The organism is Nocardioides xinjiangensis, from assembly GCF_017916385.1.
GTDB classification, from domain to species: domain Bacteria; phylum Actinomycetota; class Actinomycetes; order Propionibacteriales; family Nocardioidaceae; genus Nocardioides; species Nocardioides xinjiangensis.
The window spans coordinates 117,355-129,383 of sequence record NZ_JAFMSW010000002.1; the positions used below are offsets into that span (position 1 = coordinate 117,355).

General features: G+C 72.7%; 14 protein-coding genes. 2 read left to right on the plus strand and 12 right to left on the minus strand.

Annotated features, from left to right (window positions below; genetic code table 11):
• Nucleotides 1-64: 64 nt before the first annotated feature.
• The 7 genes from J3P32_RS15415 to pafA form a co-directional block, all read right to left on the minus strand.
• Nucleotides 65-469, minus strand: coding sequence for a hypothetical protein (locus tag J3P32_RS15415; protein WP_210440937.1), 405 nt, complete (start codon nt 467-469; stop codon nt 65-67).
• Nucleotides 470-501: 32 nt separating this feature from the next.
• On the minus strand, nt 502-1,269 hold the full coding sequence (gene tatC / locus J3P32_RS15420; RefSeq protein WP_210440938.1) for a twin-arginine translocase subunit TatC: 768 nt from the start codon (nt 1,267-1,269) through the stop codon (nt 502-504).
• Nucleotides 1,270-1,356: 87 nt separating this feature from the next.
• Nucleotides 1,357-1,686 (minus strand): twin-arginine translocase TatA/TatE family subunit, encoded by a 330-nt coding sequence (tatA, locus tag J3P32_RS18285; RefSeq protein WP_210440939.1) that lies wholly within the window; start codon nt 1,684-1,686, stop codon nt 1,357-1,359.
• A gap of 5 nt (nt 1,687-1,691) precedes the next feature.
• Entirely contained in the window at nt 1,692-2,729 is a 1,038-nt protein-coding gene (locus J3P32_RS15430; RefSeq protein WP_210440940.1) for a helix-turn-helix transcriptional regulator, read from the minus strand.
• On the minus strand, nt 2,726-3,718 hold the full coding sequence (locus J3P32_RS15435) for a helix-turn-helix transcriptional regulator (RefSeq protein WP_210440941.1): 993 nt from the start codon (nt 3,716-3,718) through the stop codon (nt 2,726-2,728). The genes J3P32_RS15430 and J3P32_RS15435 overlap by 4 nt, the downstream gene beginning before the upstream one ends.
• A gap of 33 nt (nt 3,719-3,751) precedes the next feature.
• Nucleotides 3,752-4,705 (minus strand): FKBP-type peptidyl-prolyl cis-trans isomerase, encoded by a 954-nt coding sequence (locus J3P32_RS15440; RefSeq protein WP_210440942.1) that lies wholly within the window; start codon nt 4,703-4,705, stop codon nt 3,752-3,754.
• Nucleotides 4,706-4,839: 134 nt separating this feature from the next.
• A complete protein-coding gene (pafA, locus tag J3P32_RS15445) occupies nt 4,840-6,201 on the minus strand; it encodes a Pup--protein ligase (RefSeq protein WP_210440943.1) in 1,362 nt (453 codons plus the stop codon).
• 97 nt (nt 6,202-6,298) lie between these two features.
• Here pafA and J3P32_RS15450 point away from each other — a divergent pair, with 97 nt between their 5' ends.
• Nucleotides 6,299-6,847 carry a hypothetical protein gene (locus tag J3P32_RS15450; protein WP_210440944.1) on the plus strand — a complete coding sequence of 183 codons (549 nt, stop codon included), beginning with the start codon at nt 6,299-6,301 and terminating at the stop codon, nt 6,845-6,847.
• Here the strand turns inward: J3P32_RS15450 and prcA are convergent.
• The 4 genes from prcA to dop form a co-directional block, all read right to left on the minus strand.
• Nucleotides 6,793-7,827 carry a proteasome subunit alpha gene (prcA, locus tag J3P32_RS15455; protein WP_210440945.1) on the minus strand — a complete coding sequence of 345 codons (1,035 nt, stop codon included), beginning with the start codon at nt 7,825-7,827 and terminating at the stop codon, nt 6,793-6,795. The two genes, J3P32_RS15450 and prcA, sit on opposite strands and share 55 nt — an antisense overlap.
• Nucleotides 7,828-7,837: 10 nt before the next feature.
• Nucleotides 7,838-8,638 (minus strand): proteasome subunit beta, encoded by an 801-nt coding sequence (prcB, locus tag J3P32_RS15460; RefSeq protein ID WP_210441593.1) that lies wholly within the window; start codon nt 8,636-8,638, stop codon nt 7,838-7,840.
• 26 nt (nt 8,639-8,664) lie between these two features.
• Nucleotides 8,665-8,862 (minus strand): ubiquitin-like protein Pup, encoded by a 198-nt coding sequence (locus J3P32_RS15465; protein ID WP_172261243.1) that lies wholly within the window; start codon nt 8,860-8,862, stop codon nt 8,665-8,667.
• Between the two features lie 500 nt (nt 8,863-9,362).
• Nucleotides 9,363-10,883, minus strand: coding sequence for a depupylase/deamidase Dop (gene dop / locus J3P32_RS15470; RefSeq protein ID WP_210440946.1), 1,521 nt, complete (start codon nt 10,881-10,883; stop codon nt 9,363-9,365).
• A gap of 3 nt (nt 10,884-10,886) precedes the next feature.
• Between dop and J3P32_RS15475 the strand changes: the two genes are divergently transcribed.
• Nucleotides 10,887-11,510, plus strand: coding sequence for a class I SAM-dependent methyltransferase (locus J3P32_RS15475; protein ID WP_210440947.1), 624 nt, complete (start codon nt 10,887-10,889; stop codon nt 11,508-11,510).
• Nucleotides 11,511-11,668: 158 nt separating this feature from the next.
• On the opposite strand, the gene J3P32_RS15480 is transcribed toward J3P32_RS15475, so the two are convergent.
• On the minus strand, nt 11,669-12,016 hold the full coding sequence (locus J3P32_RS15480) for a hypothetical protein (protein WP_210440948.1): 348 nt from the start codon (nt 12,014-12,016) through the stop codon (nt 11,669-11,671).
• Nucleotides 12,017-12,029 lie beyond the last annotated feature (13 nt).

Sequence of the window (12,029 nt, forward strand, 5' to 3'; positions counted from 1 at the left end):
CCTATCCCCCGGCCCCGACAGGTCCGGGCCGGTGGCCCACCGCGGGCCGGTGCGGCGCCCGGGGCTAGCCGAGCCGCAGCAGCGCGGCGTAGCGCTCGGTCCGCGCGCCCACGGCGCGGGCGAGGCGGCTCAGGGCGTCGAGCACGAGCTCGGGGTCGAACCCGGTGCCCGGCACGGCGAGCACCAGGCGCGACTCGAGGCTGCCGACCACCACCTGCCCGTGCCGCCACGCCTGGTGGACGCGCAGCCGGCTCGCGTCGTCGACGACGGGCGCCGGGTACGCCTCGTCGACCGCGAGCAGGTCGCACGCGAGCTCCTGCGCGGCCTCGGGGGCCGAGCCGTCGGCGGTCAGGCGCCCACGCACGAGGTGGCCGGTGCGCAACCCGGCGTCGGCGCGCCACACGACGTCCGCCGTGCCGAGCCACTCCGGCAGGTCGAACGGGTCGAGGTCGGTGATCGCGCCGGGCATGCGTCCACCCTGTCAGACCGCGCCGCGGCCGGTCAGATCGGCGAGAGCTCGTCCGGGGACAGGCCGGAGTTCGGCCCCCGGCGGGCGCGGCGGCGGTCGTTGAGGCGGGCGATCGCCTCCGAGGCGAAGAACAGCAGCACCATCGGCCCGGCCATCAACGTCATCGAGAACGGGTCGGCCGACGGCGTCGCCACGGCGGCGAAGACGAACGTGCCGATGATGATCCACGGCCGGTACGCCTTGAGCGAGGCGCCCCTCACCACGCCGGCGAAGTTGAGGAGCACCACGAACACCGGGATGTTGAAGGAGAGGCCGAACACGAACAGGGTGCGCGTGAAGAACTGGAGGTAGTCGTTGAAGTCGATGAGGTTGGTGACGCCCTCGGGGTTGAAGCCGATGAGCACCTGGAGGGCCAGCGGCAGGGTGACGTAGCCGAGCACCACGCCGGCGAGGAAGAGCGGGCCCGCGACGGCCACGAAGATGCGGCTCATCTTCCGCTCCTGCGGGTAGAGCCCGGGCAGTACGAACGCCCAGATCTGGTAGAGCCAGTAGGGCGCGGTGACGATCGCCGAGGTGAAGCCGCACAGGGTCAGCCACAGCAGCAGGCCGGCGGCGGCGCCGCTGGTGGTGGCGTTCGTGGTGCCGGCGGGCAGCTTGTCGCGCGCCTGCTCGTAGGGGCCGTAGACGAGCTCCAGCAACCCGTGACGGAACACGAGCGCGACGCCCAGCGCGACCACGAAGACCAGCAGGCACCGCAGCAGGCGGGCGCGGAACTCCCGGAAGTGGTCCGAGAGCGCCATCCGGCCGTCAGGGCCGACAGGGTGGTGCGGCCGGGCGCTGAACAGCCCAGCGAGTCCCGCGATCCTCACGCTTGTCGCGGCCCCGCGTCAGGCGGTGGTGTCGTCGCGGCGCTCGCGAAGCACCTCGCCCGGGGCGTCGGTGCGCGCCTCGTCCCGGCCGTGGTCCCCGCTGTGGTCCCGGCTGGAGTCGCCGGCCTGCTCGCGGGCGGCCCGGTCGCGGCTCTCGATCTCGCGCTGCTCGGGCGTCGTCTTGTCGTCGTCGCGCAGGCCCTTGGTCTCGGTCTTGAAGATGCGCAGCGCCTGCCCCGAGCTGCGGGCGAGGTCGGGCAGCTTGGCGGCACCGAACACGAGCACGACGATCGCCAGGATCACCAGCCACTCCAGGCCCTGCGGCATGCCGATCATCGGATTCACCATGGAAGTCACTCCGTCGTCCCTGAGGTTGTGTGAGGTGCGTGCGTCAACACCGGCGAGTCTACGCCGTCGTCCTCGTAGAGGCTGAGCGCCGCCCGTGCGGACTCGGTGAACACCCGGGCGTACTCGGGTGGCGCGAGGACGACCGCGTGGGGTGCCAGCCGGAACAGCAGCGACCGCACCCACTGCTCGCTGGCGACCTCGAGGTCGACGTCGACGGTGTCGTCGGGCCCGGGCCGCTGGTTCGTCACCTGGTAGTACTCCAGTGCCCAGCGCGCGGGCGGCGCCAGCCGCAGCGTGACCGTGGTCGTCTCGGCATCGGTGAACCAGCCGCCGGTGAGGTCACGGGCCCGCGCCGCCGGGTCCGCGACCGGGCTGTCGAGCTCGGTGGCCGCGAGGATGCGGTCGACCCGGAAGGCACGGTCGCCCTGGGCGGTGTGGCACCAGGCGTCGAGGTAGAGCAGGTCCTCGACCCGCGCCAGGCCGCGGGGGTCGACCACTCGCTGGGACTCCTGGTCGCGCGAGGGCACGTGGTAGGTGATCTCGACCTGGTGCCCGTGCGCGATCGCCGCCTCGAGGACCGGCACGACCGCGCTGGCCTCGAGAGGCGTGGGTGTGACGTGCAGCCGCAGCAGCCCCTCGTCGTCCTGACCGGCGGCCTCCTCGAGCTTGCGCAGGGTGCGCTCGATGACCTCCCGCGCCTCCGCGGGAGCCACCTCCAGCATGGTGCGGAGCGCGACCACCAGCGACGTGGCCTCGGCGGGCGAGAACCGCACCGGCCGGGCGAGGTAGTCGGCGTTGTCGACGCGGATGATTCGCTCGCCCTCCAGCGCCTCGAGGTCGACCTCGATGAGGTCGCCCGGCAGTCCCGGGGAGACGCCGGTCATGAACAGCAGGCGCAGGTCGCGCTCGATCTGGTCGGCGTCGGTGCCGAAGTGGGCGGCCGCGTCGTCGAGGCGCACCTCGCCGCGCGCGAGCAGGTAGGGCACGAGGGCCAGCAGCCGCGCCACCTGGTCCGGGGCGGTGTCCGCCCCCTGCGTGCTCATCGCACCTCTCCCGTTCCCTCGACCGGGCCAGCGACGGCCCGGAGCCGGGTCACCACGTCCTCACGCAGCGACGCAGGCCCCTCCACCACGACGTCAGCGCCGTAGGTGAGCACCTCGTCGGAGAGCTCGTGGACGGGGCCCTCCACGACGACCGCGTCCCACCCCGGGCGCCCCGGGATCGGCGTGACGGACTCGGCACGCCGGCGCAGGCCGACGCCGGTGCCCTGGCGCACCCGCACCTCGGCTCGCACGGACGGGAACGACGGCGACAGCCGGCGGGCGACCTCGCGGACGTCGGTGCCCGGCGGGACGTCGTAGGCACCGGACTTGCCGCTCGCGCGGACCGGCCCGACGATGCGGGACAGGCGGAAGACGCGCTCGGCGCCGCGGTCGACGTCGAACCCGACGACGTACCAGCGTCCCGACGAGCGGGCGAGCCCCCACGGCTGGACCCGGCGGGTGGTCGGCTGGGCCTCGCTGGTGCGCTGGTAGGGGAAGCTGACCTGGCGGCGCTTGCCGACGGCGTCCCAGAGCGGCTCGAAGGCCGGCTCGTCGGCGGTGATGGCCGGGGCCACCACCTCCAGGCGGGACGGGTCGATCTCCACCCCTTGCCCCTTGAGCTTGGCCAGGGCGCGGCCGGTCGCCTTGGCGAGCGTCGCCTGCTGCCACACCTGCGCGGCGAGCCCGAGCACGGCGGCCTCGTCGGACTCGAAGCGGATCTCGGGCAGCGACGTCTGCTCGGTGGGGATGCGGTAGCCGATCTCGTCGTCGAAGAACGCGTCCGCGCTGCCGACCTCGATCACGGCGCCGATCTGGCGCAGGGCGTCCTTGTCGCGCTCGAAGGCGCGCTCGAACGCCTCGTCGCCCGCGGGACTGTGCGCGTGCTCGGGGTAGACGGCCTCGCGGATCGCGTCCTTGCCGATGAAGCGCTTGGCGCCGAGCAGCAGGATGTGCAGGTTCATCAGCCGCTCTGCACGTGGCGTCGCCATGCCCCTGTCCTGCCTCGTCCAGCGCCGCTCGGATCAGGAGGCGGCGAGGATGTCGACCACGAAGAACAACGTGTCGGTGCCCTTGATGCCGGCCTGCTCGTTGCCCTTCTTGCCGTAGCCGTCGGCCGGCGGGATCTCGAGGATCACCCGGGAGCCGACGGTCCGGCCCACGAGGCGCTCGTCCCAGCCCTTGATGACCTGGCCCACGCCGATGGGGAACTCGGCCGGCTCCTTGCTGTAGGACTCGTCGAAGGGCTTGTCGGCCCCGTAGACCTGGCCGAGGTAGTCGACGGTGAGGGTCTGGCCGGACTTCACCTTCGCCCCGTCGCCCTTCACCAGGGTGGTGGCGATGAGCTTGCCGCTCGGCTCGTGGGCGTCGGTGAAGTCGAAGCCGGTGATGACCCCGTCCTCCTCGATGAGCGTGGGCGCCCATCCGGCCGGCTTCTTCTTCTCGCCCTGCGGGCCGTCGAGCGGCGGCACGGTCTCGGACCGGTCGAGGATGTCGACGACCGCGAGGACGGCGTCCTTGTTGCCGATGCCGATGCTCGGGTTGCCGGCCTCCCCGTAGGCCTCCTCGGCCGAGGTGAGCAGGACGACCCGGTCGCCGACCTTGTTGCCGATCAGGGCCTCGCGCAGGAACGGCAGGATGTCCTCGGCGACCTCGAGGGACTGGGGGCCCGACCCGTAGGTGCTCTGGGCCTCCTCCTCGGTGTAGCCGTTGCCGATCCACCAGTCGGCCTTGACCGTGTCGCCGTCGGCGACGGTCTCGCCGTCGCCCTCGATGAGGACCTCGGTCTCGGTCCTCGTGCCGTCGAGGCGGCCGTCGAAGGTGACCTTGGGCTCCTTGCCGTGCTTGCCCTCGATCGTGACCGAGCTCAGCGGCTGCCCGCCGGCCTCGTCGTCGCTGGACCCGGAGCCGCAGGCCGCGAGGGCGAGCATGCTGACGGCGAGGACACCGCTGACGGCAGCGGAACGTACACGAGACACTGGTTCACCTGTTCGATCGGACGGCGTTGCGCGGTCACCCTACCCAGCGACCCCACCCCGGCGGTGACGACACCCACCCCCGGGACCTCCCGGTCGGGCGCGTCCGGGTCGGGCGGCAGGGGGCGCGGGCCGGCTCACATGCCGTCGATGAGCCGCTGCACGCGCTCGTCGTAGGCCTTGAACGGGTCCTTGCAGAGCACGGTGCGCTGCGCCTGGTCGTTGAGCTTGAGGTGCACCCAGTCGACCGTGAAGTCGCGGCGGCGCTCCTGCGCCCGGCGGATGAACTCGCCGCGCAGCCGCGCGCGGGTGTTCTGCGGCGGGACGCTCTTGGCCTCGAAGATCTTCAGGTCGCTGGCGACGCGGGCCACGGCACCGCGCTTCTCCAGGAGGTAGTAGAGCCCGCGGCCGCGGTGGATGTCGTGGTAGGCCAGGTCGAGCTGGGCGATGCGGGCATCGCCGAGGGAGAGGCCGTGCTTGGCGCGGTAGCGCTCGATGAGCTTGAGCTTGATGACCCAGTCGATCTCCCGGTCCACGAGGCCGAGGTCGTCGGACTCGACGGCCTTGAGGGCCCGCTCCCAGAGGTCGAGCGCCCGCTCGATGGTCGGCGTGGAGATCTGGCGCCGGTCGACGAAGTCGCGCGCCTTGCCGAGGTACTCCGCCTGGATCTCCAGCGCGCTCGCCTCACGGCCGTTGGCCAGGCGCACCTTGCGCCGGCCCGACGGGTCGTGGCTGATCTCGCGGATCGCCCGGATCGGGTTCTCCATCGTGAGGTCGCGCATCACCAGGCCCTCCTCGATCATCCGGAGCACGAGGTCGCACGACGCCACCTTGAGCAGCGTCGTGGTCTCGCTCATGTTCGAGTCGCCGACGATGACGTGCAGCCGGCGGAACCGCTCGGCGTCCGCGTGGGGCTCGTCGCGGGTGTTGATGATCGGGCGGCTGCGCGTGGTGGCGCTGCTGACGCCCTCCCAGATGTGCTCGGCACGCTGGCTCACGCTGTACGACGCCCCGCGAGGGGTCATCACGACCTTGCCGGCGCCGACGACGATCTGCCGGGTCACCAGGAACGGGATCAGTATGTCGGCGAGGCGGCTGAACTCCCCGGCCCGGCCGACGAGGTAGTTCTCGTGGCAGCCGTAGGAGTTGCCGGCGGAGTCGGTGTTGTTCTTGAACAGGTAGATGTCGCCGGCGATGCCCTCCTCGTGGAGGCGGGCCTCGGCGTCGAGCAGGAGACCCTCGAGGATCCGCTCCCCCGCCTTGTCGTGCGTCACCAGGTCGACGATGTCGTCGCACTCGGGGGTGGCGTACTCGGGGTGGCTGCCGACGTCGAGGTAGAGCCGGGCGCCGTTGCGCAGGAACACGTTGGACGAGCGACCCCAGCTCACCACCTTGCGGAAGAGGTAGCGGGCCACCTCGTCGGGGCTCAGGCGGCGCTGGCCCCTGAACGTGCACGTGACGCCGTACTCGTTCTCGATGCCGAAGATCCGCCGGTCCATGACCCCACACTAGGCCCGCGGTCCACGTCGCGCGGGCGTACGCAGCGGTGACACGCAGGCCGCCGCCCGCCTTGGGCCTCGCGCCTAGGTTGCGGGCATGGACGACCCGACCGCCGCACCCGGGGCGCACCTCCGCCCGCAGCCTCGGGCTGACTCCCGCCTGAACTCCCTCCTGGACTCTCGCCTCGATTCCTGGCCCGCCCACCTCGCGACGGCCGCCGCCACCGGGCTCGTCACGACGCTCATGCCCGTCCAGCGCTGGTCGCGCGGCGCCCGGTGGACGATGCACGGCGGGACGGGGGTGCTCGCAGCGGCCGGGACGGCGCTGGTCGTGCGGCACCCCGAGAGGTTCGGCATCACCGACAGGCCACGCACCTCGCACCCGCAGGCCCTCGCGGTCGCGGCCCCGGCCGTGGTCGTTGGCGTGGCCGTGGCCGGCGCGAGCCGCGGCGGCCAGGCGGTGGACGCCTGGGCCGAGCGGCGGCTGGTCGCCCGCGGCGTACGCCGCCCGCGGCTGTGGATGGGCCTCGGGGCGGCTGGGCTCTCGCTCGCGATGAGCGTCGGGGACCGGCGACGCGCGGCGCGGCAGGCTCAGGCCTCGCCGGGCTCCGACGGGGGCGACGGCGAGCCGGGTGCCGGCGGCTGACCCGGCTGGGTCGGCGGCTGTGGCGCCGGAGGCCGCGGCTCGCCGGGCGCCGCCGGGTCGGTCGGTGTCCGCTCGCCCGGCTGCGACGGCGGAGCGACCGGGGGCACGACCGGCGGGGCCACCGGGGGTGCCACCGGCGGCTCGCCCGTGACGGGGTCCTCCAGCGGCGGCGTGCCGCCCGACACCTGGTCGGTCGGGTCGGCGGGGTCGTCGGTGGCCGACTGGCGGGGGCCGGCCCCGGCCAGGGCGTCCTCGGGTGCGGCGGCGTCGGCCTGCTCGGGGCCGCGGTCGGCCAGGATCTCGGCGAGGCGTGCCTCGCGCAGGCGCATGAACTTGCGCGGCTGCGTGCGGGTGCGGTCGAGCACCGCCACCTCAAGGTCGCGGGCCGGGATGACGCGGTCGTCGGTCTCGCTGTGACCGAGCGCGCGGACGGCGCACCGGACCGCGTCCTCGAGGGAGGCGCCCTCGACGTAGTGCTCGGTGAGGTGCGCGGCGACGACGTCGGCCGCCCCGCCCATCACCGCGAAGCCGTGCTCGTCGGCGACCTGGCCGTCGTAGGTGAGCCGGTAGAGCTGGTCGTCCGCGGGCGCGTCCCCGATCTCGGCGACGAAGATCTCCACCTCGTAGGGCTTCTCGCCGCCCGAGGAGAAGATCGTGCCCAGCGTCTGGGCGTAGGCGTTGGCCAGGCCGCGGCCCGTGACGTCGCGCCGGTCGTAGGCGTAGCCGCGCATGTCGGCGAGGCGCACGCCGGCGATGCGGAGGTTCTCGAACTCGTTGTAGCGACCGACCGCGGCGAAGGCGATCCGGTCGTAGATCTCGCTGACCTTGTGCAGCGCCTGCGACGGGTTCTCGGAGACGAACAGCACGCCGTCGGCGTACTGCAGCGCCACCACGGAGCGTCCGCGGGCGATGCCCTTGCGTGCGAAGTCGGCCCGGTCCTTCATCAGCTGCTCGGGCGAGACGTAGAACGGCATGCTCATGCGGGGCCTCCTAGACCAGCTCGGCGGCAGGGCCGTCGGGCCGCCGCATGCGGGACGCGATCATCCGGTCCGCGATGGCGGAGACCTCGTCGTCGGGCATCCGGCGCCCGCCGTCGGCGGTGATGACGTGGACGACCGGGAAGATGCGGCGGGTGAGGTCGGGGCCGCCGGTGGCGGAGTCGTCGTCGGCGGCGTCGTAGAGCGCCTGGATCACGGCCGTCACGGCGCCCTCGGCGTCGAGGTCCTCGCGGTAGAGCTTCTTCAGCGAGCCCCGCGCGAAGAGGGAGCCGGAGCCGACCGAGTGGAAGGCGGTCTCCTCGTAGCGGCCGCCGGTGACGTCGTAGCTGAAGATCCGGCCGCCGCCGGCGGCCAGGTCGTACCCGGCGAACAGCGGGACCACGGCGAGGCCCTGCATCGCGAGGCCCAGGTTGGCCCGGATGAGGGCGGCCAGGCGGTTGGCCTTGCCGTCCATGGACAGCGTGGTGCCCTCGATCTTCTCGTAGTGCTCGAGCTCGGTCTGGAACAGCCGCACCATCTCGACCGCGAGCCCCGCCGTGCCGGCGATGCCCACGACCGAGTACTCGTCGGCGGGGAAGACCTTCTCGATGTCGCGCTGGGCGATGATGTTGCCCATCGTGGCCCGGCGGTCGCCCGCCATCACCACCCCGCCGTCGAAGGTGGCGGCGACGATCGTGGTGCCGTGCGGCGCCAGGTCGCCCGCGTCACCCGGGGGCACCGCCCGGCGCGACGGCAGCAGGTCGGGGGCCTGTGCACCCAGGAAGTCGGTGAAGCTCGACGTGCCGGGCGTCATGAACGAGGTGGGCAGCCGGGACTCGCTCACTGGCCGCCCTTCTGGATGAACGACTTCACGAAGTCCTCGGCGTTGGTCTCGAGGACCTCGTCGATCTCGTCGAGGATCGCGTCGACGTCCTCGTCGATCATCTCCTTGCGCTCGGCGACGTCGGTCTCCACGACCTCCTCGGTCGCCGTCTCCTCCTGCGAGGACTTGCGCGGCTGCTTCTGCTCCTGGGCCATGACTCGACCCTATCCACTCCCCCTGACGCCACAAGGCGTTCACCGCAGGGCGAACGGGTGTGTCGGTGCGGGCCGCGCGGTCGTCGTACGTCGCGCAGGGGCGGCACTTCTCGAGGGTTGTGTGAACCTCGGGGGGCGTGCAGGCCCCCGGAAGTTCGCAATCCCCCGCTTGAGCGGGGGATCCGCACCCGGGCGCCGACGCGGCCGGCTACCCGCGCTGGCCCGTCGTCCGCGCCGGACTTCTCCAGGGTTGTGTGATCTCCGAGGGGCGTGCAGACCCCCGGAAGTTCGCAATCCCCCGCTTAAGCGGGGGATCCGCACCCGGCCGGCCGGCCCGGCCGGCTACCCGCGCTGGCCCCGTCGCTCGCGACCGGACTTCTCGAGGGTTGTGTGATCTTCGAGGGGCGTGCAGACCTCCGGAAGTTCGCAATCCCCCGCTTAAGCGGGGGATCCGCACCCGCGGCCGGCCGGCCAGCACCCCGACGACGCGCGAGCGCCGGTCAGCGGGTGATCGCCGCGACGAGCGCCTGCGCGGTGTCGCTGCGGTCGATCAGCTCCCCCACGTGGGCGCGGGTGCCGCGGAGCGGGTCGATCGTCGGGACCCGCTGGAGCGATTCGCGTCCGGGGAGGTCGAAGATCACCGAGTCCCACGACGCGGCGGCGACCGCGTCGGCGTACTTGTCGAGGCACCGGCCGCGGAAGTAGGCCCGGGTGTCGGTCGGCGGCTCGTGCATGGCCGCCTCGATGCCGGCGTCGTCGAGCAGCCGCTCGATCCGCCCGGCAGCGGCCAGGCGGTGGTAGAGCCCCTTGTCGGGGCGCACGTCCGCGTACTGCAGGTCGATGAGGTGCAGCTTCGCGTCGTCCCAGTCGAGGTCGTCGCGGTCGCGGTACTGGTTCAGGAGCTTGAGCTTGGCGACCCAGTCGAGCTCGGTGGCGCACTCCATCGGGTCGCGCTCGAGCCGGGTGAGCACCGACTCCCAGCGGGCGAGCACGTCGACGGTCTGCTCGTCGGCGTCGGCTCCGTAGCGGTCCTCGACGTACTTGCGCGCCAGCTCGAGGTACTCCAGCTGCAGCTGCACGGCGGTGAGCCGACGACCGTCGCGGAGGGTCAGCAGGTGCCGCAGCGTCGGGTCGTGGGAGACCTCGCGCAGCGACTTCACGGCCCCCTCGACGGCGAGGTCGCGGTCGATGAAGCCGTCCTCGATCATCGCCAGCACGAGCGAGGTGGTGCCGACCTTGAGGTAGATCGAGACCTCCGCGAGGTTCGCGTCGCCCAGGATCACGTGCAGGCGGCGGTAGACCGCGGGATCGGCGTGCGGCTCGTCGCGGGTGTTGATGATCGGGCGCTTGAGCGTCGTCTCGAGCCCGACCTCCACCTCGAAGTAGTCGGAGCGCTGGCTGATCTGGAACCCGCGCTCGGGCGTGGTGTCGCGGCCGTCCTGGCCGATGCCCACCCGCCCGGCACCGGTGACGACCTGGCGGGAGACGAAGAACGGCGTGAGGTGGCGCACGATCTCCGCGAACTGGGTGGAGCGGCGCATGAGGTAGTTCTCGTGCGCGCCGTAGGACGCACCCTTGTTGTCGGTGTTGTTCTTGTAGAGCAGGATCGGCGTGCTGCCCGGCACCTGCGCCGCCATCCGCGACGCGTCGAGCATGACCTGCTCCCCCGCCTTCTCCCAGCGCACCACGTCGAGCGGCGTGGTGACCTCGGGCGAGGAGTACTCCGGGTGCGCGTGGTCGACGTAGAGCCGTGCGCCGTTGGTGAGGATGACGTTGGCGAGGCCGAGGTCCTCGTCGGTCAGCTGGGTGGGGTCAGCGACCTGCCGCGCCATGTCGAAGCCGCGGGCGTCGCGCAGCGGCGACTCCTCCTCGAAGTCCCACCGCGCGCGACGCGCCCGTGCGGTCGAGCTGGCATAGGCGTTGACGACCTGCGACGACGCGACCATGGGGTTGGCCGAGGGCTGCCCCTGCACCGAGATCCCGTACTCGATCTCCGTGCCCATCACGCGGCGTACGCTCATGGGATGAGCCTACGGGTGTGGGACGAGCGCGTCGTGCCGCGCCTCACGGAGCTCAGCCTGCGCGGACCCGAGCTCCACGAGGTGCGCGCCGCCACCTGCGCCGGGCTCGCCGGACGGGTGCTGGAGATCGGCTTCGGCAGCGGGCTCAACGTGCCCTGGTACCCCGCGGAGGTCACGTCGGTCACCGCCATCGAGCCCTCCGACCTCGGCTGGCGGCTCTCGGAGCCCCGCCGCAGGGGCGCTGCGCTCCCGGTCGTCCGCGCCGGGCTCGACGGCCAGCGCCTCGACCTGCCCGACGACTCCCACGACAGCGCGCTGGTCACGTTCAGCCTCTGCACGATCCCGGATCCGCTGGCCGCGCTGCGCGAGGCGAGGCGGGTCGTGCGCGACGGCGGTCGGCTGCACGTCCTCGAGCACGGCCTGGCCCCCGACGAGTCCGTACGCCGCTGGCAGCGGCGGCTCGAGCCGGTGCAGCGGGCCCTCGCCGGTGGTTGCCACCTCACCCGCGACGTCCCGGCGCTGGTGGGGCGGGCCGGATGGCACGTCGAGGACATCGAGCAGGCCTACCTGCCCGGGCCCGCCGTCGCCCGGCCCTGGGTGCACTGCACGCGCCTGCGCGCGTCGTGAACCCCCGGCCGGGGACGGCCGAGGCTCAACGCCCGCGGCGCAGGAAGCCCAGCAGGAAGATGACGATGACGACGACGACGACGATGATCAGAATGGTTCGCATCTGCTCAACCTAGCGCTCCGGGCCCCCGCGGCAACCCTCCGGAGGGGTGTCGCGCTCAGGGCCGCCGCGACTGCCAGGCGTGCGCGAGGTTCACCCCGACGATGCCGGCCAGCGTCACCAGCAGGGCGAGGAACTCCCCGTTCACGCCGAGGGCGATGCTGATCGGGATGAAGGCGACGAGCGAGACGATGCCGAGCGCCAGCTGGCGACCACCGGCCCCCGCGACCGCGGACGTACGCCGCTGCTCCAGGGCGGCGCGCTCGGCGACCCGCCGCTCCACCGCGCGCTCGATGCGCTCGGCGAACCCGTCGACGAGCTCGGCGTCGTAGCGCGCACCGAGCTCGCGACGGGCGGCGAGGGCGGCCTCGATGTCGCCGTGGCCGAGGTCGTCGTCGCGGGTCACCGGAGGCTCACCC